The 24,978-nt window shown below is 51.3% G+C and carries 34 protein-coding genes and 2 tRNA genes; 14 read left to right on the top strand and 22 right to left on the bottom strand.

Features of this window, described 5'->3' with window-relative positions:
• Positions 1-15 precede the first annotated feature (15 nt).
• Positions 16-999: a polysulfide reductase NrfD gene (locus tag QZ383_RS02890; protein ID WP_291442854.1), complete on the bottom strand. Its 984-nt coding sequence runs from the start codon at positions 997-999 to the stop codon at positions 16-18.
• Position 1,000: 1 nt separating this feature from the next.
• Positions 1,001-1,714, bottom strand: coding sequence for a sulfate reduction electron transfer complex DsrMKJOP subunit DsrO (gene dsrO, locus QZ383_RS02885; protein ID WP_365860870.1), 714 nt, complete (start codon positions 1,712-1,714; stop codon positions 1,001-1,003).
• Positions 1,715-2,215: 501 nt separating this feature from the next.
• Here dsrO and QZ383_RS02880 point away from each other — a divergent pair.
• Entirely contained in the window at positions 2,216-2,524 is a 309-nt protein-coding gene (locus QZ383_RS02880) for a cytochrome C (protein WP_291442853.1), read from the top strand.
• Positions 2,525-2,661: 137 nt separating this feature from the next.
• Positions 2,662-2,737, top strand: a tRNA-Val gene (locus QZ383_RS02875).
• A gap of 36 nt (positions 2,738-2,773) precedes the next feature.
• Here QZ383_RS02875 and QZ383_RS02870 read toward each other — a convergent pair.
• From QZ383_RS02870 to QZ383_RS02855, 4 genes are read right to left on the bottom strand one after another with little or no spacing between them, the layout of a single operon-like run.
• On the bottom strand, positions 2,774-3,853 hold the full coding sequence (locus QZ383_RS02870; RefSeq protein WP_291442852.1) for a site-specific integrase: 1,080 nt from the start codon (positions 3,851-3,853) through the stop codon (positions 2,774-2,776).
• A gap of 8 nt (positions 3,854-3,861) precedes the next feature.
• Entirely contained in the window at positions 3,862-4,155 is a 294-nt protein-coding gene (locus tag QZ383_RS02865; RefSeq protein ID WP_291442851.1) for a hypothetical protein, read from the bottom strand.
• Between the two features lie 44 nt (positions 4,156-4,199).
• A complete protein-coding gene (locus QZ383_RS02860; RefSeq protein WP_291442849.1) occupies positions 4,200-4,466 on the bottom strand; it encodes a hypothetical protein in 267 nt (88 codons plus the stop codon).
• A complete protein-coding gene (locus tag QZ383_RS02855) occupies positions 4,463-4,894 on the bottom strand; it encodes an ASCH domain-containing protein (RefSeq protein WP_291442847.1) in 432 nt (143 codons plus the stop codon). Before QZ383_RS02855 ends, QZ383_RS02860 begins: the two co-directional genes overlap by 4 nt.
• A gap of 143 nt (positions 4,895-5,037) precedes the next feature.
• Here QZ383_RS02855 and QZ383_RS02850 point away from each other — a divergent pair, with 143 nt between their 5' ends.
• Entirely contained in the window at positions 5,038-5,961 is a 924-nt protein-coding gene (locus tag QZ383_RS02850) for a hypothetical protein (protein WP_291442845.1), read from the top strand.
• A gap of 106 nt (positions 5,962-6,067) precedes the next feature.
• Positions 6,068-6,385 (top strand): BrnT family toxin, encoded by a 318-nt coding sequence (locus QZ383_RS02845; RefSeq protein ID WP_291442843.1) that lies wholly within the window; start codon positions 6,068-6,070, stop codon positions 6,383-6,385.
• Between the two features lie 265 nt (positions 6,386-6,650).
• Here the strand turns inward: QZ383_RS02845 and QZ383_RS02840 are convergent, their stop codons facing one another.
• From QZ383_RS02840 to QZ383_RS02810, 7 genes are all read right to left on the bottom strand, one after another.
• Complete coding sequence (locus QZ383_RS02840; RefSeq protein ID WP_291442841.1) at positions 6,651-8,081, bottom strand: hypothetical protein; 1,431 nt, start codon at positions 8,079-8,081, stop codon at positions 6,651-6,653.
• A gap of 35 nt (positions 8,082-8,116) precedes the next feature.
• On the bottom strand, positions 8,117-9,106 hold the full coding sequence (bet, locus tag QZ383_RS02835) for a phage recombination protein Bet (RefSeq protein WP_291442839.1): 990 nt from the start codon (positions 9,104-9,106) through the stop codon (positions 8,117-8,119).
• Positions 9,107-9,116: 10 nt separating this feature from the next.
• Positions 9,117-9,878, bottom strand: coding sequence for a hypothetical protein (locus QZ383_RS02830; protein ID WP_291442837.1), 762 nt, complete (start codon positions 9,876-9,878; stop codon positions 9,117-9,119).
• On the bottom strand, positions 9,875-10,432 hold the full coding sequence (locus QZ383_RS02825; protein WP_291442835.1) for a PD-(D/E)XK nuclease family protein: 558 nt from the start codon (positions 10,430-10,432) through the stop codon (positions 9,875-9,877). The genes QZ383_RS02830 and QZ383_RS02825 overlap by 4 nt, the downstream gene beginning before the upstream one ends.
• Before the next feature lies 1 nt (position 10,433).
• Positions 10,434-10,568, bottom strand: a complete 135-nt coding sequence (locus tag QZ383_RS02820) for a hypothetical protein (protein WP_291442833.1) — start codon at positions 10,566-10,568, stop codon at positions 10,434-10,436.
• A 364-nt stretch (positions 10,569-10,932) separates the two neighbouring features.
• Positions 10,933-11,009: transfer RNA gene (locus QZ383_RS02815), tRNA-Pro, on the bottom strand.
• A gap of 795 nt (positions 11,010-11,804) precedes the next feature.
• Positions 11,805-12,017: a hypothetical protein gene (locus QZ383_RS02810; protein WP_291442831.1), complete on the bottom strand. Its 213-nt coding sequence runs from the start codon at positions 12,015-12,017 to the stop codon at positions 11,805-11,807.
• A 122-nt stretch (positions 12,018-12,139) separates the two neighbouring features.
• Here QZ383_RS02810 and QZ383_RS02805 point away from each other — a divergent pair, with 122 nt between their 5' ends.
• The gene (locus QZ383_RS02805) at positions 12,140-12,412 is read left to right on the top strand and encodes a hypothetical protein (RefSeq protein ID WP_291442829.1); all 273 of its coding nucleotides are present in this window, start codon (positions 12,140-12,142) and stop codon (positions 12,410-12,412) included.
• 211 nt (positions 12,413-12,623) lie between these two features.
• On the opposite strand, the gene QZ383_RS02800 is transcribed toward QZ383_RS02805, so the two are convergent.
• Positions 12,624-12,890, bottom strand: a complete 267-nt coding sequence (locus tag QZ383_RS02800; RefSeq protein ID WP_291442827.1) for a hypothetical protein — start codon at positions 12,888-12,890, stop codon at positions 12,624-12,626.
• 419 nt (positions 12,891-13,309) lie between these two features.
• Between QZ383_RS02800 and QZ383_RS02795 the strand changes: the two genes are divergently transcribed.
• Positions 13,310-14,212, top strand: a complete 903-nt coding sequence (locus QZ383_RS02795; RefSeq protein ID WP_291442826.1) for a DNA adenine methylase — start codon at positions 13,310-13,312, stop codon at positions 14,210-14,212.
• Here QZ383_RS02795 and QZ383_RS02790 read toward each other — a convergent pair.
• The 7 genes from QZ383_RS02790 to QZ383_RS02760 form a co-directional block, all read right to left on the bottom strand.
• Positions 14,173-15,564, bottom strand: coding sequence for a hypothetical protein (locus tag QZ383_RS02790; protein ID WP_291442824.1), 1,392 nt, complete (start codon positions 15,562-15,564; stop codon positions 14,173-14,175). The genes QZ383_RS02795 and QZ383_RS02790 overlap by 40 nt on opposite strands.
• A 7-nt stretch (positions 15,565-15,571) precedes the next feature.
• The gene (locus QZ383_RS02785; protein WP_291442822.1) at positions 15,572-16,018 is read right to left on the bottom strand and encodes a nucleoside 2-deoxyribosyltransferase; all 447 of its coding nucleotides are present in this window, start codon (positions 16,016-16,018) and stop codon (positions 15,572-15,574) included.
• A 54-nt stretch (positions 16,019-16,072) separates the two neighbouring features.
• A complete protein-coding gene (locus tag QZ383_RS02780) occupies positions 16,073-16,798 on the bottom strand; it encodes a GIY-YIG nuclease family protein (protein ID WP_291442820.1) in 726 nt (241 codons plus the stop codon).
• Between the two features lie 30 nt (positions 16,799-16,828).
• The gene (locus tag QZ383_RS02775) at positions 16,829-17,551 is read right to left on the bottom strand and encodes a S24 family peptidase (RefSeq protein WP_291442818.1); all 723 of its coding nucleotides are present in this window, start codon (positions 17,549-17,551) and stop codon (positions 16,829-16,831) included.
• Positions 17,552-17,999: 448 nt separating this feature from the next.
• A complete protein-coding gene (locus QZ383_RS02770; protein ID WP_291442817.1) occupies positions 18,000-18,461 on the bottom strand; it encodes a hypothetical protein in 462 nt (153 codons plus the stop codon).
• A 91-nt stretch (positions 18,462-18,552) separates the two neighbouring features.
• A complete protein-coding gene (locus tag QZ383_RS02765; RefSeq protein WP_291442815.1) occupies positions 18,553-18,783 on the bottom strand; it encodes a hypothetical protein in 231 nt (76 codons plus the stop codon).
• A gap of 272 nt (positions 18,784-19,055) precedes the next feature.
• On the bottom strand, positions 19,056-19,277 hold the full coding sequence (locus QZ383_RS02760; protein WP_291442813.1) for a hypothetical protein: 222 nt from the start codon (positions 19,275-19,277) through the stop codon (positions 19,056-19,058).
• A gap of 107 nt (positions 19,278-19,384) precedes the next feature.
• On the opposite strand from QZ383_RS02760, the gene QZ383_RS02755 reads away from it, so the two are divergent.
• On the top strand, positions 19,385-19,930 hold the full coding sequence (locus QZ383_RS02755; RefSeq protein WP_291442811.1) for an XRE family transcriptional regulator: 546 nt from the start codon (positions 19,385-19,387) through the stop codon (positions 19,928-19,930).
• Positions 19,931-20,015: 85 nt separating this feature from the next.
• Positions 20,016-20,294: a hypothetical protein gene (locus QZ383_RS02750; RefSeq protein WP_291442809.1), complete on the top strand. Its 279-nt coding sequence runs from the start codon at positions 20,016-20,018 to the stop codon at positions 20,292-20,294.
• Positions 20,295-20,594: 300 nt separating this feature from the next.
• Here QZ383_RS02750 and QZ383_RS02745 read toward each other — a convergent pair whose 3' ends face one another.
• Positions 20,595-20,768 carry a hypothetical protein gene (locus tag QZ383_RS02745; RefSeq protein ID WP_291442808.1) on the bottom strand — a complete coding sequence of 58 codons (174 nt, stop codon included), beginning with the start codon at positions 20,766-20,768 and terminating at the stop codon, positions 20,595-20,597.
• A gap of 44 nt (positions 20,769-20,812) precedes the next feature.
• On the opposite strand from QZ383_RS02745, the gene QZ383_RS02740 reads away from it, so the two are divergent.
• Genes QZ383_RS02740 through terL form a run of 6 tightly spaced genes read left to right on the top strand, consistent with a single transcriptional unit; the run spans position 20,813 to position 24,978 of the window.
• Positions 20,813-21,967 (top strand): hypothetical protein, encoded by a 1,155-nt coding sequence (locus tag QZ383_RS02740; protein ID WP_291442806.1) that lies wholly within the window; start codon positions 20,813-20,815, stop codon positions 21,965-21,967.
• On the top strand, positions 21,933-22,268 hold the full coding sequence (locus tag QZ383_RS02735; protein WP_291442804.1) for a hypothetical protein: 336 nt from the start codon (positions 21,933-21,935) through the stop codon (positions 22,266-22,268). The genes QZ383_RS02740 and QZ383_RS02735 overlap by 35 nt, the downstream gene beginning before the upstream one ends.
• Positions 22,265-22,810, top strand: coding sequence for a RusA family crossover junction endodeoxyribonuclease (locus QZ383_RS02730; protein ID WP_291442803.1), 546 nt, complete (start codon positions 22,265-22,267; stop codon positions 22,808-22,810). Before QZ383_RS02735 ends, QZ383_RS02730 begins: the two co-directional genes overlap by 4 nt.
• The gene (locus QZ383_RS02725) at positions 22,804-22,953 is read left to right on the top strand and encodes a hypothetical protein (protein WP_291442802.1); all 150 of its coding nucleotides are present in this window, start codon (positions 22,804-22,806) and stop codon (positions 22,951-22,953) included. Before QZ383_RS02730 ends, QZ383_RS02725 begins: the two co-directional genes overlap by 7 nt.
• Positions 22,946-23,509 carry a hypothetical protein gene (locus QZ383_RS02720; protein WP_291442800.1) on the top strand — a complete coding sequence of 188 codons (564 nt, stop codon included), beginning with the start codon at positions 22,946-22,948 and terminating at the stop codon, positions 23,507-23,509. Before QZ383_RS02725 ends, QZ383_RS02720 begins: the two co-directional genes overlap by 8 nt.
• On the top strand, positions 23,509-24,978 hold the full coding sequence (gene terL, locus QZ383_RS02715; protein WP_291442799.1) for a phage terminase large subunit: 1,470 nt from the start codon (positions 23,509-23,511) through the stop codon (positions 24,976-24,978). Before QZ383_RS02720 ends, terL begins: the two co-directional genes overlap by 1 nt.

Below are 24,978 nucleotides of genomic sequence, written 5' to 3'. Positions count from 1 at the left end.
TCCGTTCAATTAAATTTAAGCCCTGGAAGAGGAAGGCAGCACAACTGGCAAAACCGTTGCCAGAACAACCAGCAGGCCAATGGTGCCGCCAAAAGCGGCCAGCGCATCCAGCGAGAGCAGGTCGGCAAAAGCTTCACGCGCGGGATACAAGGAAGCATTGCGCCCGAATATTTCGCCCATGTGGACAATCTTCCACAACAGCAAAATGGCGGAAAGGAGCGCAAACGATCCTCTGGCCGCAAGGCGGGCCAAACTGGCGCTGCCGAGCAGCAAGGTGCAGAGGGCCAGCAGTGCCATTATGGCCTCCGGCGCATGCCACCACATATCCACAAAGGCGGCATAGCCACGCGGAGCGCGCACCAGCAGGGCCAACACCGCGCACAGCAGGTTCAGCATCAGGCAGACGCCGCCGGCCTTCAGCAAAAGAACTGCATGCTTGCCGCCACGTTCAAAATCGTCAAACCGCAACCGCAGCCAGATCAGTAGACTAAGCCCGCTGGCGGCTATAAAGCCCGCTGCCGTCAACACCAATGACGACCAGTAATCGGCCCAGAGCGCCCGCCCTACACAGGCCCGCACCTCGCCTGTGGCGTAGGCCAGGGCCAAAAAACCAAGGCACACGGCCGCAAGTGCAGCGCCGCGGTTGACCGGCTGTTCTTTGCCGCTCTGCCAAACCAGAACCAGAGCGCACAGAAAACACAAGGGCAAAATATAGGCTCCCCAGGCTGTCCAGGAGCTGAAGGAAGGATGGGCAGCGAATTCCCACACGCGCAAAGGCTGTTCGAGCGGCACAAACACGCCCAAAAGGCCGCAGGCCAATGAGCTGATAGCAGCTACGGCAAGAACATATACCATGAATGGCTTTGCCCGGCGCAAAACGGCAATCCCCGCACCAAGGGTGCTGACGCCGCCTGCAAGGATCATGGTCAGGGCCAGCGGCTCCCAGGCGCCCCACTCCGGCGCATTGACAAACGGCACAAGATCTATGATTTCTCGCATGCTACGTCCTCTCCAGCGGTGTGATAGGCATTGGCTGCGGAACGGTATCCGAGCGGGTAAAGCACCTGTCCAACCCAAGATAAAACACATGCGGATCTGTAGACTTGTCAGGATACAAAACGGCTATCCTGCCCTTGTATGCTGCCAGCATCTTGCTGACAGCACTCTGAGGATCGCGCAGATCGCCAAAAATCCGTGCGCCACCCACACAATTTTCTACACATGCAGGCAACAGCCCTGCGGCAGTGCGGTGGGCGCAAAAGGTGCACTTGTCAGCCGTGTGTGTTTCCCGGTTCAGAAACCGGGCGTCATACGGGCAGGCCTGCACGCAGAATCCACAGCCGATACAGGTTGTGGCATCAATCAGCACCATGCCGTCAGCCCGCTTGAATGTGGCTCCCACCGGGCATACAGGCACGCACGGAGGGGTTTCGCAATGATTGCAGAGGCGGGGAATAACGGCCACGGACGGTTCTCTGTTCTCGGCAGGAACTCCAATCATGGCATACTCGCTGACTGTGGTACGAAAATTCCCCAGGGGCACGGCGTTTTCTGCTCCGCATGTAACTGTGCAGGACTGGCAGCCAATACAGCGCCGCAAGTCAATCACCATGGCGTATCGGGATTTACTCTCGCCTGCCCCTGCAAGCGCCTGCCCCGGAAGTAGCGAGGCCGCGCTTACGCAGCAGAGAGAAAGGAATGTTCGACGTTGCATCACGCCTCCAGTTTTTGCCGAAAAATATTCTGATTGCCGGGAAAAATGCCAATTTGCAGTTTACAAACCGCATCTGCCGCATAACAATATTAGTTTAGTCTTGTATGGATGTGAGGTTGCCGTGTCAACATTGGTATTTTGTGCACAATCATGCCGCAAAAAACGTTAATATTGCGTTAATATTGATTCAGCGTTCAGCGTGTACAATTATGTACTCATTGAACGACTTGCCTTTTCGCAATATAACTGTTTTTTCAGCTAGATATTCACAAGCCGCCAATTGGGGCTCAAGTGAAAGGCAATGTAGCTGGTGGCTGCAACCTTGTGATGTTGGGCGCAGGCGTGGCACTATGCTCCCCCTGTAATTATTTTTTGGTGGAACATCCACGTGATACCCCTTGTGAGGTGCAGGCCTTGGAGCATATGCTGAAAGTGACCAAAAGCCTGGCTGCTGTGCGGTCAGGCTGGTTTTTCAAACAGAGTAACCCACAGGAGGGTTCCATGACCTTTTCTGCTAACTCACTGAAAATTCTTTTGGCTGCCGGGCTGGTGCTGGCTGGCACTGCTGTTGCGGCTCAGGACAGCGCGGGTACAGGGCAGGAGATGTACAACAAGCTGTGCTCGGGCTGTCATTCGGCCACCCCTGCGGCAATGAAGGGCAAACCTGTGGATGCACTGGTGGCTGGCATGGAAAGGGTCAAAAACCTGAACAATGCCACCGGCGCTGCTGCCCGAATGCAACAGACGGTGCAGGGCCTGAGCCCCGCGCAGATGAAGGATATTGCAACGTATCTTAACGAGATGAAATAACTGTAATCGCAGCAAAGTATCAGGCTGATAATCTGGCAGCCCCGGCATTGCGACCGGGGCTGCTCTGTGTAGCGGCAAAATTGCGCTTGCAATGTGCTGAATAACAGGGCATATAGCTGCCTGTGCTACGCTGTTTCGGGCAGTTAGCTCAGTTGGTTGAGCACCGCCCTTACAAGGCGGGGGCCACAGGTTCAAGTCCTGTACTGCCCACCAAATAAATCAAGGGGTTATCCTTAACAGGATGACCCCTTATTTTTTTGGGCACATGGCTTGGGCACATGAGGGCATGATGTCGGGGAAGGATTCGATGGCCGCTCGACGCGATGCTTCGGATGTGTGCTGATAGTGGGTAAGGATCATGGTGGGGTTTGAATGTCCCATGATCTCAGCAACAGACTTCAAGTCTGCATCGTTGTCCAAGGCGTAGGTGGCAAAAGCATGGCGCAAATCGTATGGGCGCATGCGCCTGGTGATGCCAGCCGCCTTCTTAGTGTCTCGCCAAGCTGATTTCATGCTGTCTATCTGCTTGCCTTTGAAGTGGATGATAAACTCACACCCGGCCTCAGCATCAGAGCGACCCCAGACCTTCATTTCTTCCAACAAATTTTCCCGAATCGGCACGTCTCGGAATGGCATATTCTTGTTTTTGGCAGCACTCCACACTCGAATCGTTTTTCTCTCAAAGTCGACATCCTGCCACTTGAGCCGGAACAATTCAGTCGGGCCGATACGAACTCCAAGGAAAATTCCCAGCATGACGGCTCGGTACACGTGCCCCTTGGCAACCGCTAGAATTGCGGAAACCTCTGCTGGCGTCGGGGGAGCAATCCGTTCATGCTGTCCCCTGGGTAGTTTCATGCCTTGCATCGGATTGGATTCAATGAACTCTGAGTCGGCAGCCCAGGACAGGGCCGCACGGAGAATGGTAAGTCGACGGTGTGACGTGGTTGTTTTAACGCCTCGCTCAGCTTCATCACTGATGAACTTAACGAAATCCCGCTTTTCCAGGCTGGACACTTCTCGGTTCCCGAACACGGCATGCACATGCTTCAGGTGTTCGAGAATGGTACGCAGATTATTGTCGCTAAACCTTTTGGCCGAAAGGTAGAGGGCTATGACTTCGCGGACCGTGCCGCCAGTACTGATATTCTCATCCTCTGCTGGCCGGAATGACTCGCGGTCATACTTCAAGCGGTGCTGAATCAGTGAATCTTCTTTGCGGGCTTCGGCAAGCGTGGGGAATGAGGCGCTTTCCCTCTTTCCCGTGAATGGATTGTTCCAGTAGACTTGATAAGAAGATGCCCGCTCGTTACGCCTGCGAATAGCCATTTCAAAACCTATTGTTGAGGTCTGTCTGCACTCAGGATAGCCAACTGCTCTTTGACTGAGAGGTCGAACAAGTCAGTACGCTGCCGCCTTTTCTTTGGGACACGGTTTGACGACTTTGGCCTAACCTCGATTCTCGAAAGAGCTTCTTCAAGGTCACTTCGTCTATACCGTATGCCTTTGCCGCCGATGATTGAAAAATCCATTCTGGGAACACGAAGGCGCTGCAACATTTTTTCCGTGGCATCAATGGTCTTGAGGCCCAGAAACAGGCGCGCATCTTCTTTGGTTAACAAGCATTGCATATATCCAGCCTCCTTCGATCAGCGGGTTCCTTTCACCGCAGTATTCAACCGATCCGTAGCCGTGCAACTTCGTCCTCGGCGGCTTTAAGCTGCCTTTTCAGTTCTGGCACAATCTCATTGGCCATGCGGTACAGTGCTGAAAAATTGGCCCTGGTTTCCTCGCATGACCTTTCAAGGTCAGCCTCAGAGGCTTCAAGAGCCTTGAGCAGCCTCAGAATGCGTTCATCCTCGTCACTGGGCGTGCCGCACTCGTCGGTAGCTTCAAATCGCCACAGGTCACGTTCCTCTTGGGATATTTCAACCGTGCTCATTCATCGGCCTCCTGTGGCCACGAAGCTCTGTGAGGGTAATCGAATTGCCAGAATTTCAGTTTGCCAATGGCAGGCATCGGCGGCAGGGGCAAAGCCTTGCCGATCATCCACCAGAATTTTGAGGATTGGTCGGCCCATGCCGATTGCTGGTTGCCAGCGCTCGACGCCAAGCAGCCTGTGAACTGCACAGCCCCGACGATGCAGCCGCAAAGCGTTGTGGAGTGCAAAATTTCCATTGGCAAACCACGCGCAACTATTTCAAGCTGCGCAGCATGCTGATCAAATGCGGGCTTTGCGCTGGCATGCACCAGCACCGTGCAATTGCGGTATTTTTCCGGCAGACGCCAGTTGCGGTTCTCGAGGTCTTTGATGCCGTTGACGATTAGCGCCGCCCAAGGCTGTCTAATGGAAAGTACCGAGAATAGCATGTATCTCCCCGCGTGTTGGTATGTGCGGCCCACAGTTGTGACTATCGTCATGGCTGAGAAATAAAAAAACCGCCTTTGGGGCGGCTCCATGTTATTGATAGTAGTGTAAAATAATATTAGTTATTTATTAATTGGAGGAAATTATGCCAGAAAATGACCAAGTTGCCGTAGCAAATTCAGCCCCTGAAAATAATAATATTATTCCACAGTGGACATTTAAAATTACTGATATAGCAATATTTCCTCCATTGTGCGCATCATATGCTATATTACTTTCAACTATTTACACAATTATATTCTTTTACAAAATTGGAATAGATCAGCTTACAATTCCACTAACAATCTCAGACTACACGATGTCATTTAGCACATGGTTATTTCCACTTATATATACATTTCTTTGTACAGCGTGGACACTTTTTATAAAAAAGATACTAATTACTTTTAAATCAAATTCAGCTAACAACAGCAAAAATCTCAAGAGAAATACATATTATTTTATACTTGTGCTTATTTATTTCATGCACCCTTATATAATAATCATGGGTTATATAAACTTCTTCCATGAGTTTTTAAGCGTTGCTTTTGCCATTATAATTTTGGCATTAATATTTATTATATCAATTATAATATTCTACATGTCATCAATAGAAAAAATTTATTCAAATAAATATAATACAACAATAGCTATTATTATAATATCAACCACAATTTCTTTAATCGCTTTTCCTACATTTGCAAACTTAAAAATAAATCAAAGCTTACAGTACACGCAGAAATTAGATTACCGAGATAAGAAAATAAAAGTTTCACTCCTTCGCTCGCTGGATAAAGGGCTACTTGTATATACAACTTCTGAAGAATATTGCCCCGATCTGAAGCCACGCATTCTCTTTCTGCCGTATGATAAAGGGCCGACGCTGACTTTCTCGACAGGACTTTCTCAAGAAATATCAAAATTGCCACTTCGTAAATGTCATATCTCATTTTTTGCGAATATATTTCGAATTCTTCCTCCACCCAATTCAGCGGCAGACTCAAAACGCCACAGCTGCGTCACTCTTTAGCAATAGTGCTGTTTTTTGTTATTCATTTTTTGGCCTCATGAATTATATTATATTGTTACTTCTCATATAGTTGTTATGTAATTTAAGTAAAAAAGGGGAAAATTTTATGGATGAAATTATCTTTTCCGTGGGAATGCAGGTTGAATTTGACGATGATAAAGATGAAATTAACCGCAAAAAACACAAGTTTTCATTAAACTGTGCCCAAGATATTGTTGATTCGATTATTCTGTTTGGAAAAGATCATTATATAATGAGCGATGGATACATAGAAAATGAAGAGCAGAGATATATGATGCTCACTGAATATCGAGACGATATTGTTTTGATCGCTTTTACTTGGCGAAATGGTACGATGAGGGCTATATCGTTTAGAAAAGCTAACCCCAAAGAAGTTGGCATTTTCAATGATCATGTCGGGTAATTCAGTGCCCGCGTATAGCCCCACGGGCAGGGGTTGAGGTTGGCTACCGTGATATGGATGGGCCTTGCCCCCTACAGCTTTTTGAATTGCTCGCACCCGCAAATTGGGCATTTCTTCTTTCTTGAAACCGTCCCGCACTTCTTGCAGGTGCGGGACGGTTTGCCATCACTGAGCCGCTCCCCCTTACAACTGGCGTAGATATGCGCGTAGTTTTTTGATTTGCGCTTCCCACGCCATTCAGGGCGGTTTGGATCATCGAAGCCGCTCATTGGATGGCGGCTCCAGAGGCGGGCTGATGTTCACCGCCAATCAGCGGGGGCTGTTCAGCCGCTTCTTCATCAACGGGTTCCCCGGCCTGGAGTTCTTCTGCCGGGGATTCATCAATTTCAGAGGGCTCTACAACGGCTTTGTTCCCAGCAGAGATCCAGTTGTCATCCTCTGCACCTGCATCAGCCTGAGGGTTCAGCACGCAGGTATTGCACGGGGGCATGTTGACGGCAATGCTCTTGTAATTGCAGGTGGCGCATTCGCGGCGCGGCGCCCAGTTGTCCGTACCACCTTCAACGCTCTGCGCACAATTGGCGCATTCCTCGGCCTGTGTGCCGTCATCAGCGTTCGGCATATGGGCGCAATCAACGCAGGTGTGCCCCCAAGTCTGTGGCGTCGCCTCAGTCGTCACGACCCGGTGACGCGGGTCTTCGCCAAGCGGCGCGGAATGCCCCTTGCCAATGGAAGGCGGGCCGTCAAACAACGTCGGACGGCGTTCATCCGTAGTCATGGGGCGGCGCATGATCACTTCGGCGGCATCATCGGCAGTGACGTAGACGATTTCGCCGGAATCAAAGTCCTGGAACACGTCGCACTCAACGTCCTGTGGCTCCGTTTTGCCGTAGCGGAACTCTTCGGCTGCTTGGCTCAAGGTCTCCTGATGTTCTTCAATGCGGCCCTTGTAGCTCTTACGGACGCTGGCGAGTTCATCTTCAAGCTGGTCAATCTTGGCCTGTGCAGCGGCCATTTTGCTACCAAGTTCCAGCTTATCCTCGTCGGACAGCGGGAAAGCCTTTGTGCAGGTTTCTTTCTTGAGCCAGTGGACATCCCGCCCCCGCAAGCAGGCAGGCAACGCTTCGCAGTCCTTCTGCTCGTCTTCGGGGTTATCAGCCGAGGCGCAGGCATCATCATTGGGCACGTCGTCAGGGCAAAGGTCTGTTGGCTCCACCGCGCTGACCAGAACGTTGCACAAGACCGTGTCCCCCACGTTGATTTCGTCTTCACCATGAGTGAAGGAGGCTGTGGGAATGTCTGCCTTGTTGGCGTGGCGGTCTTCAACGGTGGCCGTCTCCCCATCCTCAGAAAATGCGAGGATGGTCAGGGTGATCGCCATTGTATCGTTGGGATCGGGGTCAGGCTCAGGCTCGGTTTCCTGTGGCTGTTCCTGCTGCCCGCCACTTTCACCAGCCTTAACCCCCTGGCCATCGACCAGGCCGTTGTCATCAGCCAACCAGTCGGGCAGCGTAACTTCAACATTCATGTCACCGCGTTCACCGACGTATTCAATCTGGCTCTTGGGCAGCCAGACGTCCTCGCCATCACACACAAGCAGGATGGCGTCCTCGGTTTCCTGTACGATGTCGCCGCAGACCGTAAACATTTCGGGTTCAGGGCGCGGGAGCGCCTTGGCTTTCTTCCTGGGGGCCATGTGGTTTCTCCTGTATTTGTCTTTTGGGCTGGCAATTATGCGCGGCCTGGGCAGCCTTCGCGTTCTTTGCAGTGGAAGCAATCCTCGTCATCAACAAGGGCGTTATCCTTGTTGGGGCAAGGGAAGGTACGGTCCTCTTCCTTCGCATCCTGAGGCTTGGCCGCAGCAGAGGCTTGCCCATTTTTTTGCTGCTCTGCGCTTTTGAGCCAGGCGGGGAAAGTCTTAATGAAATTGTCGGGATGGCGAACGACCTCCGCCTTCACTTCATCAATGGATGACTGAAAGTGCTGCGCGCAGACATGCAGGTACGCATCTACTTTGTCCCGCTGATCTCCGAAGCCAGCCTGTAGAATGATGCCTTCGAACTCTTCGCCGGTGGGCAGTGCCTTGGCGTCCGGAGTGATGTCGATGGAAGCAGGCATGCCGTTCGGCATCTCGACGAGGCGGGCGCTGGCAATGCGTTCGCCCTCGTCCTCGTCGTAAACACCGCCGAAGGAGAAGGCGACACGGCAGCACTGCATGAACGCCTTATGCCTGAGCATGCGTTGCGGGTGACTGTTCCAGGGGCCGGAGTTTTTTGCGCACTCTTCCAGATATTCTCTAACTCTGGTCGGGCGGGAACGGTCCTTGCGATAAATTACAGCTTCAATCCAGGCCGGGCATTTCCTGCCGCCGTGGGGCACGGTCTCCTCGGCGTAGCAGAACTCTACGCCGTCATACTGCGGGTGTTCATTGGCGATGCGTGTCCACCCGTCAATGGGCACGATGGGCACGATGCCCCGGCCGTTGGAGTCCGGAAAAGCGTAGATTTCCTTAACGAACGGGTTCAGGTTAAACTGATCGGCCACGACGAGCAGCGCGGCCATCTGTTCGTCTGTAACTCCCTGGCTGCTGGAAGTTTTGAAGGCAGTATTTTTCAGAATGCCCGAAACCTTGTTCGAATCGAGACCAAAACGAGTGGCGAAGCGGGCGAAAATAGCCTGATTGCCAGAATTGTTGTTCTGGGTGGCGGGTACATTGCTCATCGTACTACCCCTATCGAATAACGGTGCTTGTGGTTTCAAGAATTTTCAGACCGGGTATTGATCTGATACCGTTCCGTATTGCAGCGTTGACCGCCTTTTCGTTCAGAAGCATGTATTCGCGCGGCACATCGGCCAGCTTTTCAACTTCAAAGGTCCATACTTTGCGCTGGTAAGACGTGCCTGTTTCGGTACGCACGGTGGCTTTTTCAGATTTTGCCGGAAGAACTTCGGGTACGATGGGGGCTTCTACGCCAGCAGCCTTGGCTTCGGCGTCCAAGCGCTTCTGTTCGGCCTCTGCCTGGCGTCGGGCTTCTTCTTCGGCCTTGCGACGGTCCAGTTCAACCTTGGCTGCGTATTGGTTGAGCTGACCAGTGAGGTAACGCATGCCGGTATCAAGAGGAGCCGTTATCTCTTTGGCAAGCCCGTTGACGGCCTTAACGTGTTCATTGATGGGCGCAGTGTATTCCTTGCGGGCGTCTTCTACAGTTTTCGCCACTTTTTTGATGGTTCCCGCAAGTGTTGTGGCCGCGAGCTGGCTTTCCTGGTCCTGCACCTTGATGGCAGATGCCTTGGCGGCGAGGTCCTTGGCTTTGCTCCGGAACGGTTCAAGTACCGCGCGAGGGGCAAGCATAGTCAAGACGGCCGGAAGGTTGTTCGCCGAGGCAGATTCTGCAACCTTTTCTACGGGTGGGGGAACAACTCCAGGCACGAGGCCAACGACAGCGGAAAAGTCCATTCCTTGCGAAATATCTATGCTTTGCGCAGTGGTCATATCTTCCTCCCTTTGGGGGCTATGAAAGCGTTGTAAACGTTGAGCGCCGAAACATAGACGTTCCAATGCCGGCGTAGTGATTTTGTGTATTCAGTGACCAGGGGCGGGCGTCCTGTTTTACGCAGGCGCACCATACCCGCGCGCTCGACCGGGTAGCCGTCAAGATGGGCAAGGTGTGTGTATGCGGCTATTTGCGGGCCCCATGTGGGCGATACATGGTCCGGAGTTTTGTAGTCCCAGAGCGACAGCGCCGAATCACCTTTCATGCGGCAAATTATGTCCATCTGCCCGTGAAACCCGAGTGCCGTGTCCATAATCCGCAGCTCGGTCGCCACCACTTCCTCAACATCGGCCAGCCAGTGCATGAAACTGTCGAAATATCCCCGGTATTCTGCGGGTACACCCATGACGAACAGACCCTTTGCCGCATCTTCGCAGTATCCGTGTACAGCTGTTCCACGCACAGCAGCGCGTTCGATGACGGCGGGAAATCGGCGTTTCAGCTCCTCAATACCCCCGAACGGCGCGAGAACAGTTGTCACTGAGGGAAACATGCTATCCCCCCTTCTGGTCGATAAAAATATCAACAGGCATGCACATGAGGCCGAACAGAATGGCCATAAAGTCTCGTGCGCTCACTGCGCCCTCCCACGACTGAAAATTTCTATCAGCAGCCCAGACGGGCACCATGACCGAATCTGCTCCATGACTTCCTTTCTGGTCCCTCGGAGCGTGACAAGAACGCCATTGCGGTAGATGCACATTGTCATGTCAGCCCCCCAGGTGCGCGCCGATGGCAATCACAAGGGGCATGGACATGAGGCCGAACAGAATGATCAGAATGTCTCGTACACTCATTGGAAAACCTCCCTGCCCTCTTCCAAGGGACAAAAATCAGGGTCACACAACTCACCTGTGATTCTGCACCGACAACCCGGCTCATCGCCTGGGTAGAAGCATCCTTGGGCATGTCCTGGGACATCATCACCCCACGATCTGCTCCCTGGCGTGTAATCGCCCAAGTGTTCGCACATGGCAGACTCCATTTGAAATTTGGTCGGAGCGGCCGGATTCGAACCGGCGACCCCCTACTCCCAAAGCAGGTGCGCTACCAGGCTGCGCTACGCTCCGTCACTGAAAATGGAAAAGGCCGGGGGGAGAGAAATACCCCCGGCCTGCGTTACCCCATGGCGGCTGTTCTGTTGCAGCAGCTATCCCCCGCCCTTAACGGTGTGCCTCTCTGCGACAAAGCCATGGGAGGATTGTTCCCTCGATTGCCGAGGGCCGACGCGGATGACCATTGGATTCCTCCCTGGACGGGTTCACCCGGTATGTGAAATGCCGGGGCGTGATGCCCTGGCTAGATGCCATAGAAAAAGGCCGCTCCCCGATGGAACGGCCCCCTGCGCCTACGAAAAGCAAGAAAACGCGGCGCAAATTTGTTGAATCTCCTCCAATCCCGCCCCGGACGATGCCCAGAGCGGTATGAAAGAAATTCCGCTGCTATGGTCGGTCAACAGCTACCTTGCGCCCTACGGCGGGCTATGTGCCCCGCATCGGGTAACGCCGCTCCGCGCTAACGGTGTGCGACGATATCTTTTCACCCCTGCCCCTTCCGCACCGGGCCAGTTCTCATTCTTTCCAACCGCCTTATGACCTTCGGTCTAGGACTCCCTACTACTTGTTATTCGGGGCCTCGCTACTGATCAGCGGTTTGCTTCACAGTTCCGGCTTGTGGCTACTTTGGGGCTTGCCCCGTGTTCGCAGTCGTTCCCGTGTTGCAAATGCAGATTACCAAAAGGTAATTTATAGTCAACAATAAAATTGCCTAAAAGTAATTTTATGCCTATAAAAAATTACCCGCAGTTCAGCGGACAATAAAAAAAGCCCCTCTCGAAGGAGGGGCAATAAGGCTAATGTTGAGGATTAGTCTTGGCGTGGGGATTTGAGGTCAAGCTGAAAGGCTGCCACCACCTCAGCTATTCCCTGGTCAAAAAGTTCAGCACCACGAGCAAAGCCTTCTGCTCCTGGCGATTGTCGTTCGGCCAATAGCGCCGCGCAAACTCGAAACCCAGCCGCTTGGACTCCAATTTGTGCCATAATCATTCGAGATAGCTCGGCAAATTGTTTCTCCGACATAGAAACTCTTGCGATTGAATATTAATAAGACCATTAACATATCGACAGGATTAAATATTACATAACTGATTACATCGAATTATACACAAAAAAGCCCCTCTGGTGAGGGGCAGGGAGGAAGGATGCTTAAAAATTTATGGCAAACATTGCGCCGCTGGCGCGCCTGCTATATTCCCAGCATTGTTTGGCGAAGGCAGCCAATACAGGCGGGCATCCACTTTGATCTGAGCAAGGTGGACATGAAGGATATTTTTGAAATTGAAAAGCTCCTGAATAAAAATGGCATACACTTCGACACTGGGGCCGGGTGCGGCAAGAGAACTTGGGAGTGGGACTTCTCACTAAGCGGCCCCGTAGAAGTGTGCTTCAAGCGAAAAAACCAACTAATAAAGTAAAGGGAGGAATCGTAGTGAGTGCACCTATTACTGTGAAGCGCGGCATCTATATCGACATGGGGTGCAGCCACATTTGTCAGATTGACGATGGGGTTTTTATCCCCACTGGCTACGGATCTGCTGAATCAAACAAAAAATTCCAGGAAGATTTAAAAGCCTTCCTGGATAAGTGGTTTACACCGTGCGAAAGAGATAACAGCCTCAGGTAAGGCTACATACGCTCGTGCAGCCATTGGTTGCAGTCATCACCGAGATTGTACGTACCCCATTCCCCTGCTGTGCGCAGCACTGCTAATTTGTCGTTTGTGTCCATATGTCGCATTAGTTCGTCACGAACAATGATCGCATCCCTACTAGTTTCAACTATCCAGACAGATTCAAGGCAATGCCACCAGTTTCCAACATTTTTTATTGCTTGATGTAGCGAGGAATAATCCCTTCCAGGCTTTCTAAGATCGTAGGAAATCAAAAGAAGCATGAGATGTCACTCCTGCTAAATGTTGATGGTACTTCTTAATAGCCGGTTAGTTGGCTCAGGGAACACCTTGGGCCGGGAATGGATGGAGATAAGTGGGGCCGGGATATATAGCTACATAGCCCTGTTCGGTGTGGAGCGATAATGCTGCCGCACAACGACTTCCCGTCCATCAGGATTAATCCTGATGTAGGAATGAACATAGACTATTTTTTTGCCATTTCTGGTTTGAGCCATAGAACTCACCTCCTTTTTGCGCTAGATGCGTCTGCTGTTACCGCACAAGCACAAATTGCAGGGAGCTTCCCGGCCCCACTAGAAGATGCCATAAGCTCACAGCAAATGAAATGCCCCTTGGCTAGGGGAGGTAATATTTATTGCGGAGTTGAGACATAATTCGTATCTTCGCCCAGGGAGAAACTATGGCCATAACGAATTCACCACTTCGCTACCCAGGGGGAAAATCATCCATTACCCCCTTCCTTAAAGAGGTCATTCGGTTGAATGACCTTACAGGTGGTGTATACATTGAACCATATGCAGGCGGAGCGGGAGCTGCGTTAAATTTACTCTTTGATGGCATTGTAAAACGCATAGTAATCAACGATTTTGATCCATGCGTTTACTCATTTTGGAAAGCAATCCTGCACTACACAGACGACTTTATAAAACGAATTAATAGCATTCAGCTCAACATATCCGAGTGGCACAATCAAAAAAATATATTAATAAACTCTTCACAGCACACGCTTTTTAATGTGGGTTTTGCTACTTTTTATCTTAATAGATGTAATCGTTCTGGGATTTTAATGGCTGGGCCTATTGGAGGTCTACAGCAAAAAGGACAATACCCTATTAGCGCACGCTTTAACAAAAAAGCACTCATTGATAAAATTTCTCGCATTGCACAGTTCAAGAATAATATAGACGTATACAACTTGGACGCCCTTGAACTTATTAAATACATCGTTCCTTCTTTTAAAGATAATGTCCTAATCTATCTTGACCCTCCATACTATGAGAAAGGCAGCCAACTGTATTTAAATGCATACACGCATCAGAACCATGCATCCTTAGCGAATCTTTTAATTAATGAACAGAAAAATCGCGCATGGGTATTAACTTATGACGACACCAAAGAAGTGCGTCATCTCTATCACAGTGATTGGGTCGGAACTTACAATTTAAATTATTTTGCCCACCACGCAAAAAAGGGGAACGAACTTGTCATCGCCCCCCCTCAAGTGATACTTCCCGCAGAAGTGTCCATTAAATATGGACTCAATCAATCTTCTTCTTCAAGACACATCTCCACTATTGGTTGAATGTGTTTCCAAAACTGCTCCAAATCTTTTTTATCAGGCTCCTGAAATATCCCATGAACATATCCATGGAGAGTTTCAATGTGCATGTATCTTGGGTTTTCAGGATCAACAAACTGAAGAAGTTTTTTTCGGATTGAATCCTTCTCAAACCACTCTCGCTGACTGGATAACGTGCGTGCAAGCACACTCGCAGGCTTTGTCATTCCGCTTGAGTGGTAAACCTCATCCAATTTACCATGCAAATCAAAAAGCCGGATTAATGACAACTCAAAAATAGCCCTCAAAACAAACGCACCCGCGACAGGCGCATAGCCTAATCGCATTTTTTGTGCAGTAACAATAAGATGATCAAGCTTTGACAAGCCAGTGTAAAACTTCCGAGTGTCAGGAATCAGCATCTCTGTTCGTGCTCTTGGCTTCGGTTTATGCTCTGGCTCTGCAAGTTGGTCTGCCGGAGGCTTTGGGGTATAACAACTCTTTCCAGTTTCTCCTGAATATTTATCAGATATTTCTCTAATATACGGTGTAATATCTTTATCTTTTTTCCCAAAATAGCGTGAGTTAAACTCTGGATTAGTTAGATCCGTAAAAATTCTTGTTAGAATCTTCATGAACCCTTTTTGATTTATTTTTGAAGTAATAATTTTTGTCCCATCTAATTCCATCCCAGTAATATCTGTAAAAAGTTGAGATTTTACAATTCGAGAGACAGTTGAGAGCGGAAAGCTATAGTCGATAATTTTTTCGCGGATTTCCAGATCTATATCTGACTCTATTACCATTTCTCTAAGAATTGTTTCAATTGCTGCAGTTCGAACCTCGTCCCTTGAAACACCATAAGCTTCTGCAACATCCTCATATGAACGCCCTCTCAAAACCGCATCCACGAGGTAACGATTTTTCATCAATCGCTTCCAAGAAGAAGTCATATCACTCGCATGTCGTGCTATTAAAATTGGCGCGGCAGCTTCGCGTGAAGGCGCCACATACATTGGCAACTTTTGCAAAACCCCAGTATCTATGTTCTCGGCTAACTTCCTATACGTACTAATCTTTCGTGGTGGCGCGAGACTTGGATTTCGTAATAATTGGAGAGCAGCGACTCTTCTATTTCCCTCAACAACAACAAAGTGTTTTTTTTCCCTAACAACAATAACCTGTTCTGTAGGGAAGAATCCAAACTTTGCTATATTTTTTGCAATTTCGAGCACCTGAAAGTTATCTACAAGATAATGTCGAATTTTGGGCTGGGTAGAGCCCATCACGTCTTCTGGAAGTCTAGGATTGCGAGGATCAAGCTTGATGTTATCCACTGACAACTGAAGATACTCCCAGTCTTCATAGCCGATCATTTTCACCTCACTTTTTATTATACTCAAGACCTTTTTCTAACAACGCCACTAAAGTTTCGCAGTCTCTCACCAGCCGCGACAAACACCCCTCTATCATGCTGTTCACTGTGCTATGCCGGGTTTCTCCTGCATGCCGAAAATCCGTGCGTATCCCGTAAATGGGCAGCCCCTTGGCGTAGGCATAGCCGATTTCCCATGCCGTACCGTCGTCAACCTGTGTTCCATCAAGCAGGGCCACAACGCATGTGCTGCGTTCAATTCCTAGTCTACAGGTATCAAAAATTAATGCGGAGGCATTTGCCCCCGCATTTTGAATTTGCTCATCGGTCAGAAGATCACCAGGCCAGATCACCTCGTGTCCGGCGTCTCTAAGGCGCGCTGACAGGGCTTTGTGCCATGCCTGCTCAGCCTCTGTGAATAACGGGCCTGCCTGATATATTGTATATTTTTCCATAGCACTGTCTAATACGTGTTTATATTTTGCAGGTTCTGTTGAATAATTCTTTTTTTAAGGAGATTCAGCATCAAGCTGATCTTTGAATTCCTGCTCGAATGTAGATTTATAACTATCAAAGACATATAAATATATAACCCAAGAGAAAAAGAGGAATGCTAACAAAACAGTGAAACAGAGAACTCCATCAAACAACAAAGTTGCCAACAATACTGCCAACAATACTGCCAACAAACAAATGCCAGAGTAGACTAATCTGACAGGCTTAAGCTTAATAAATAAAAATTCTCTCAGTTTATTTTCTGATTCAATTTTGGACGCTTCTAACCTCTTCAAATTCTCTTCAGCTTCAAGCTCCTTACGGCTATTTTCTTTCTCAAGCCACAATAAATATTCTTGTCTTTTCTGTTCAGACAATTTTTCAAATTCTCGTTGCTTTAATTTTTCCTCCTCAGCTCTTCTTTCTGATTCAATTTTTTCTTTTATTGAAAATTCATAATAAATTTTTCCAACAGAGCATTCTCTTATCGCTGAAACGCATTTTGCATAAGAGCAGTTAAACCACTCTTTACCTTCATTATCATCTGCCAATGCAGAATGAACTTTCTGTTCAATTTCATATGGCTCATCAACCAAAGCTTCATACTCAACAACGAACGGATGAGGTATACCCGTTGTTTCAAGCTCCTCTGCCCTTATTGCAGGATCTTTTTGGGAATACCCAATTTTAAAAATATTGGGCATGGCCTTGTTGGTCATTATATAAACGAAACCTTTCATCAGGCCATCCCCCAAAGCAAAACCACAGACTTACTTATTCCTCACGTCCGACCACGCCCAGATCACCCTGCCCACAACGGCCTTAGTGATGTCGCCATCGTAATCCTCGCCCAGCTTAAAAGTCATGGGCGGATTTTTGGCGGCATTATCGCTGTAGTATTGGAGCGACCAATCACTTCCATCCTTATTGAGTGCCACTCGCTTAATCATGCCCGCACCGTCAGGATCGCGCACAAGCATGATGTGGCCGGGATGCTCCACATCCTGATCGTCACGGTCAACGAGCACGATGTCACCAGGGTTCAGCAACGGTTGCATTGACGTGGAGATGGGGCCGATTTCTACGGCTATGAGATTTCGCCTGTGCATAATGGCGGGAACATTTTTGTAGACCAAAAACCAGCTCTCCACCTCTTCCTGCGCAAAGTACCCCGGCCCGGCCCCGACCTCGCCCACTAGGGGGGCGGCAATATATTGTTCTGACTGAGGCGGTGCGATGTGCTCACCAGCAGGCATAACCTTAGCGTGGACGAAGCAAACGTCTTTGGCTGGCTCACTGGTTGGAAGCGTAAGATTAGCGCCCATGGCTTCAAGGATGGGGGCGACTTCACCCACGCGCGGAGTGCGCCCTTTTCGCCAGCGGCTTATGTTTGCCGTGGAAACCCCAGTTGCTTGTGACAAAGCTGCCGCAGTGCCATATTTTTCAATGGCCGCCTCAAGAATTTCCAGCACTGTTTCTTCGAATTTTCCCATTTTCATTCTTTATTACCGAAACGAAATCTACACAAATCTTTTTATGGTAATTTGACTTGCTCATAATATTACCTTTGGGTAATATTGCGACATGGAAAGAACACCTATTGCAACCGAAGTTGTGGAATTTCTGAAAAACCACTCCGTGACCGGAGCTCAGCTGGCTGAGGCTGCGGGCGTTAATCCTGTGCTAATCAGCAGACTGCGCACGGGGAAACGGGCTGACGTGCTTTCGGCAAATGCTGATGCCATCAGGGCCGCTATCAACGAGCTTCGATCCTCTGCGATTTCCGCATCCCCCTCAACCACTCCCCCCATACCAGCACCTGCACAGCCGCAGACAGCCAATATTTAATCGCCCGCTATCAGGAGGCAGCTAATGACAGATGACCAGAAAGAGCGGGTTGATAAGGCTATCGAGGAGCTAATTCGGAAGATTCGCAGCTACTCAAGGCTGCGTTCTAAGAAGGAAGTCCCTGACAGCCTGCCTGCCTTCCTGCGCCTTTTTCCATCTGTATTTCACAAGATTCGTGAACATTGTCTCGAGATCCTCCTGGAAGACGTTAAGTCCTTCTTCGTCCATGAATTTTGTATGATGCAGTTTGTCCTCAACATACAGTGCAAAGACAAGGTAGTCCGAGAACGTAAGATTGGGGAGATGATCTCCAGGTTCAACCTGCTGGTTCGCGCGAGCAATATCATTTTCCGCTTTTACACGAAAGGCTTCGACTTCTCTAATTATCGTGTCTCGCAAATGCCTTCTCGTTTCGGCTTCTTGCACAATTTTGGTTCTTCGCGTCTCAGCCCTCTGGGCAATGATGGTTGTCAGGGCTGTTGCAAATGCTCCCACGAGCGCACCGCCCAAGGCAGAAAACGCGGCCACAAGTGCTGGGGCAAAGTTCGGTTCCATAGGTATTTCCTCCGCAAATAGGTGTGTGTTTGGCGACAACACCATATGGAGGAAAACCCGCCGGGGGCAAGCCTACCTTGTGCCCCGGCAATTAAAGAAAAGCCATCTGCCAGGTGGTACGGATTTGCACGGGACGTTGCTGTCCTTCTGTGAGTGATGCAGCCGCATGCCCCATGGCCCTTTCAACAGCGGCATCCTGCGGCATATCGCCGGGGTAGCTTCGGTACAGAGGCGCGGGCATGAGCGGAGAGACAACGGTGACAAGCAGGCGGCCCCGTTTTGGCGTGATGTGGGCTCGGAATGAAAGTTTGGATTCTGCCATGTCACATAATGGCATGGCTTGAATGGGAAATAACTCTGTAAACACTGAGGGTAAATACACAATGAGCAAGCTGCTGCCTCCTCCCCCGTTATGCCCCAATTGTGGCGATCAAATGATTCGCCAATTCACCAGCAATGATCCAGAGGCGCGCGTCTTTTATTGCCAGAAATGCAAAAAGACCATGCCCCGCGATGGCGAGGCATGGCATGGCCGCGACATACTCTGCGGCTGCTATATTGAGTTGAAAAAGATCCGTACGCTGATGGAGAAAGCTAGCTTAAATCCATCCCACCAGACACAAGAAATGTCCCCCTCTCCCTCACTTCAAGAAGCTGAGAGTAATAGCGTTCAAGGTTACGCCATGTCTGCTCTCTTGCCTTCTGCTCACTTTCGAGCCGTGGGGAAGCGGAGGCCGTTGCTGCGGAAAGCTGCGAAGCGACAATCAAGAGTTGCTCGTTCGATAGGTCAGACAGTTTAACCTTTGAAATTTCCATGATGTTCCTCCCTGTATCAGGTTTGTGTTGTGGTGACTGAACCATACAGGAAGAACGCTGCCGGGGGCAATTAAGCCCCGGCAGCACAAAAAGTAAGGGATAAATCAATGCCAGATTACGAAACAATAAGCGCGACAGAAGCCATGCGACTTGCCAAGGATGTTTCCGGCATGACCGTAGATGAGATTTCTAAGGCGTCTGGGATCACTGTTGGCATCATACGTCAGTATTTAGAGCGCGATGGTGGCTATAATCCAGCGATTGATAAAGTCCCCGCTCTTTGCCGCGCCATGGGCAACAACATCCTCATTCAGTGGATCATGGCCCAGGCTGACACCCGCGCAGCCCACAATGACATTCCCCCTGCGACCTCTCGCGCCGAAGTGCTGACGGCTGTTGCCCGCGTCTCTGCGACCTTGGGCGACGCACAACGCCGCCTCGCAGACTCAGAACTTCGTGGCATTGACCCTGAGTGCGCCAGAGACGTGCGCGGCCTCATGTCCGATGTGATTGAAGACTGCCGAGTCGTAATGGCAAAGCTGCTGCCCATCGCCAAGTATCGAGACAGGTCGCAGTGCGAACCGCTGTTGAGCAAGGCTCACCATGATTCAGAGGCCAAGCGGCCCAAGTCATGGTGGAGGTTCTGGTCATAAGCCTCAGGCTGGCAAGAAAACAAATTTTGTTTTGGCGCGCGAGTACATACGCAGCGCCCGAAGCAGGAAGGAGGGACAAGACATTATGGATCCGCGAACAAAGGACAAGCACATGCAGGCTGTACGGCTGATGGTTCACCTGGTTGAGGGACACCTCAGCCGCCTACCGCAAGGGGCAGACCCGGCTACCATTCTGGCCAACGGCTTGGCTGCCGCGCAATGTCTGGGGCTTGAAATAGTAACCCGCGACATCACGGCCAGGGCTAAACGCTCCATGATGCCCGCTGGCAGTGGCGTTGAGATGCGTTACTGCCCCGTCCCTGCCTGCGGCATTGAACGGAGTTGCCCCACGGGGGATGCGTGATTCCACATCAGCCCCCCCGTGTACACATTCCACCCCAAAGGTTTGCGCGCCGGATGGCGTCCACATAAGTCATTTTTGAAGGATTTTTTTATCCAAGATTAAAAGACATCGAGTCATTTTTCACTGACGTTAAAGGACGAAATCAGCATGGGCGTCATACAGTTCAACCCGAATCAGGTGCGGTGCTGTAGGCACAGTCTGAAATCGACGAAAAAAATACCTTCATACTCACTTACCGAGTGCTGTGTTATGTCGCCCAAAACGAAGAAACCCCGGAGTGACCCGGGGCCCCGAAGAAAGTTACCGTCTGATAATTTGCTTGGGGATGTTCGCCCTGTGGGCTTGAATCTGCTTCTTTTGGAGTTGCGTCGTGCCTTCTAATTCAGCAATACGAGCCTCCAATCGACTAATGTAACGTTTAAGGTTTTCAATCTCTTCTTGTTCTGGTGTCCGTTTCGTTGGTTCACTGTTCATGTTACTCCTCCAATTTTATGCCTACGCATAATCGAGGCTTTTATATGAATACAGACATTCGTCTATCCGTAGGGTTTTGGCAACATCCCAAGACTCGCAAGACAGCAAAACGCCTTGGGCTTGAAGGCGTTCGCTCCCTCCAAATTCTCTGGCTATGGGCGGCGTTGAACAGGCCTGACGGTAATCTTTCCGGCATGGATTGGGAGGATATCGAATTGGCCGCCGACTGGTCAGGCGAGGAACGGACCTTCTTCGATTTCTGCCTTGGCATTTGGATTGATGAAGCGCCAGACGGCTATGTCCTCCATGATTGGAAGGCTCACAATTCGTGGGCCAGCGAAGCTGATGGCCGATCAGACAAAGCACGCTTCTCCCGCCTGGCTACTGTGAATCGTGAAGCATACGACCAGATGAAGGCTGCGGGCATCAACGCCGTCAGCAAGGATGATTACGAGCGTTTGACGACCGTTCAACGACCGTCTGACGACCGTCAAACGAACGCCGGACGAATCGTTAACGCCCCGCCGACTCCTGCTCCTTCTCCTGCTCTTACGCATAAAGACAAAGAGGGGGGAGATAACGCGCGCGCCCACGATGCACACCCCATGCCGGGGACACCCCCCGAACAATTTCGGGGTGACCCTGACGGACTGAATCCGGCAGATTCAAGAAGCGCTGTACTCGTCCAGCCTTTCTCGGAGCCTCCTGCCACGGTATCCAGTATGCCGAAGCGCACAGACTGCCCCAGCAAAGGCAACCCGCAGTGGCCAGCTTTTTCGTCTTGTTGGCAGGTCTACCCTGTGCAGCAAGGCAAAGAAGCGGCGTGGCGCGAATGGATGCGCCTGCATGACAACGGAACGCTGGCAGAGCCATACGCCATCCGTGACGCAATACTCCTGCTGGCCCAAGAGGACAGCCGTTGGCAACGTGGGAAAATTCCCAACATGGCCAAGTGGCTCAACGCTAAAGGCTGGGAAGATCAGCCTTTCAAAGAACCTGCGGCTGCTCCCGGCTGCACTCCCAGAGACGGGCCGCCTGTTGCCAGGACACAGGCACAACGAAACAAACAGAACCTTGAAGGCATAGCGGCGTTTGTGAATGCCGCCGGAAGGAGGATCGCAGATAATGGCTACGGCACAAATAGTCGCATTGGAATTGGGCAAGATGTCGGTTCTCTATCGGCATCCCCTGGACGCTAAGGACGAGCTCCCCTTGTTGGTCGAAAATTGGACGGATCTGTGTGCTGGCATCTCCGACGCGGATTTTGCCGCTGCCTGCAAGCTGCACCTGCAACGCTCAAAGTTCTTCCCCTGCCCTGCGGATATCATCAGCGTGTATGAGTCCAGCAGGCCCGCGCAGTCCTTGGTCGCGCTACCTGAGCCGCCAGAAGACAAAACGCCAGGGCTGGGAATGTTGGTTGTCGCCGCCATTCGTGGAGACCATGCGGCGCAGGAAGAACTTAAGATTATCCGGCACCAGTGCGGGAGATCCGTGCAATGAAATTTGTCATCCCCATCAAGCCCACCGCACAAATGCGAACCGCCGTCGGCGCTATCAAGCTCGGCAACGGCAAGGTGCGCGGCAATGCCCACAAGAAGAAGGAGCAGGTAAGCAACGAGGAGACCATCAAGGCGTTCTTGGCTCAGCATAAGCCAGTGCGGCAGATAAACTGCTCGGTCATGCTTGGGGTGAAGGTCTTCCTGCCTGTGCAAAAGAATGCGCCTGATTGGTTCAATGGCACAAACAGTGAGTTTCACGCTGCGGCCCTGAAACACATTGTTCGCCCCATCACCAAGCCCGACATGGACAACTTTCTCAAGCAGATCCAGGACTGCATAACCCAGATGGCTATCTGGCGGGACGACTCCCTCGTTGTGGGCTACCTCAGCGGCACAGGCAAATACTACACCGACGGCACGCCACGTTGGGAAATTGAGATTCAGGAATTGAGCCCAGACAGCTACTGCATCCCCGGTGAAAGGCAGAAAGCCTCTCGCAAGAAAACGGCCGGCACTTCTGGCCAGGGAGCTTTGCTATGCTGAGAGAACCGTTCCTCATCGCCCTATTCATCCTGTGCCTGGTTGTTTCCGCTTTGTTTGCCGCAGAGCTTTGGACAGGGCCAGAGCCTGACATCAGCGACGGTGACAGCGCCAAACAGAGCCTTGGAGATCCCCAGCATGGCTAGGCTTTCAGAAGATCAGTGGCAGGCCGCCAAAGCAGAATACGAGGTGCGTGGGATCAGCTTAGGCGATGTGGCAAAGAAGTTTGGCGTCAACGTCAGCAGCGTGTCCCGGCGTGCAAAGTCTGAGGGCTGGATTCAGGGGCAAATGCAAGAGCTCGCCGCCCGAAAAGTTGCGGCAGTCAAAGAAATTGCCGCTGTAGAAATGCAAACGCAAGAGTTGCCCTTGCGTATGCGTCACACCTTGCAAACGGTCGTGCAGGAGCGGTTACAGGCTGAGGGAATGCTGGCATCGCTGGATATAGCACTGGCAGACCGGGCTATTGCTCTGGCCATGGAAGCGACATGCCCCGACGACATTGAGACCCTCTCCCGGGCGCGCAAGAACCTTGCACCCTCGGTGCATGCTCCTGCTCCGCAGACCACGGTCACAGTCACTCAGCAGACTGAGGCCAAGGCTGGCGCTGCTGCTGATGCTGTTTCTGCCCCCGTTGCAGCCCCCACGCCTGACAGCGTTGTACGCGCGGTGCTGGCCGGGAACCTCTCTGGAGATGACGACTGATGCTGTTTGCCAAGGCGAGTGAGGTTGAACTGGACGAACTGCGCAAAGCTTGTGAAGCAGACCTGCTTACGTTCTCTGCGGTCATGTTCAAGGCCAGGATGTGTCAGCAGTTCCTGGTGAACTGGCATCATGCCCAGATTGCCGACTCGCTTATGGCTGTATACCGAGGTGAGATCAAGAACCTGCTGATAACCATGCCCCCAGGCGGCACAAAGACCGAACTCGGCGTGATCCACTTTATCGCGTGGTGCTTCGCGCGCAGCCAGTATTGCCGGTTCCTGCACCTCTCTGGCTCAAAGGAATTGGCCCTGCTCAACTCGGAAACTGTACGCGAAATCGTCACGCTCGAAGAATTTCAGGCGTTGTGGCCACGGAAGGTAAAAAACGACAGCAGAGCCAAGAACCGTTGGAACCTTGAGATCATGGGACGCACCACTGGCGGCCTGTATGCCACGAGTTCCGGCGGCCAGGTCACTGGCTTCCGTGCTGGCTACATTCGCCCGGGGTTCACCGGCGCAATCATCATCGATGACCCGCTCAAAGCCGACGACATCTGGAGCAAGGCAAAGCGTCAGACCGTTAACCGCAAGCTGACAGGCACAATCCGCAGCCGTCGGGCTACAGCGGATCACACGCCGATCATCATGATTATGCAGCGGCTCCATGAGGATGATCCGGCGGCTCATGCCATATCTGGCGACCTGGCCGTGGATTTCACGCATATCGAGATCAAAGCGGTCTTGGACGAGGACACGCCAGACGAGCGCAGCTACTGGGAAGAGAAGGAAAGTTTGGAATCGCTCCTGAAGCTCAAGGAGAAAGACCCATACACGTTCAGCGCGCAGTATCAGCAGTGCCCCACACCTGCGGGCGGCGCCATGATCAAGACGCCCTGGGTGCAGCAATACTCTGTGCTGCCAGAGGTGCATACCGTTCTGTACGTCTTTGATACCGCCCTGAAAGCAGCAGAGACAAACGACTTTTCAGTGATGAGCTTTTGGGGGCTGGCTGGAATCAACGTCTACCTCCTCGACCTCCTGCGCGGCAAATGGGAGGTGCCAGACCTTGAACCATTGGCTATCGAGTTCCTTGAAAGCCACAGGCCCAAAGGGCCAAAGCGCCCACGCATTCGTGGTGCCGTTATCGAAGACAAGGCCAGTGGAACGGGTCTGATTCAAGGACTCAGGCGCAAAACAGCCCTGCGGGACATCCCGATCATTGCCAAGCAGCGCAGCACAGACAAGGTAAGCAGGGTCAATAACGTCCTGTCCTTCATCCGCGCAGGGCAATTATGGGTGCCTGAATCTGCCGAAAGCGCGCCATGGTTGACGCCGTACATAAGCGAGCTTGCCGCTTTTTCACCAGCCATGACGCATCAACACGATGACCAAGTGGACGTAACAGTAGATGCCCTCGAAGAACTGCTGCAATCCGGCGGCGGCGTTAGCGAAGGCATGGACCTTTCTTAG

Origin of the sequence: Desulfovibrio sp. (assembly GCF_019422935.1) — a bacterium.
Classification (GTDB): Bacteria; Desulfobacterota; Desulfovibrionia; order Desulfovibrionales; family Desulfovibrionaceae; genus Desulfovibrio.
This window is presented reverse-complemented; position numbering and strand designations above follow the sequence as displayed.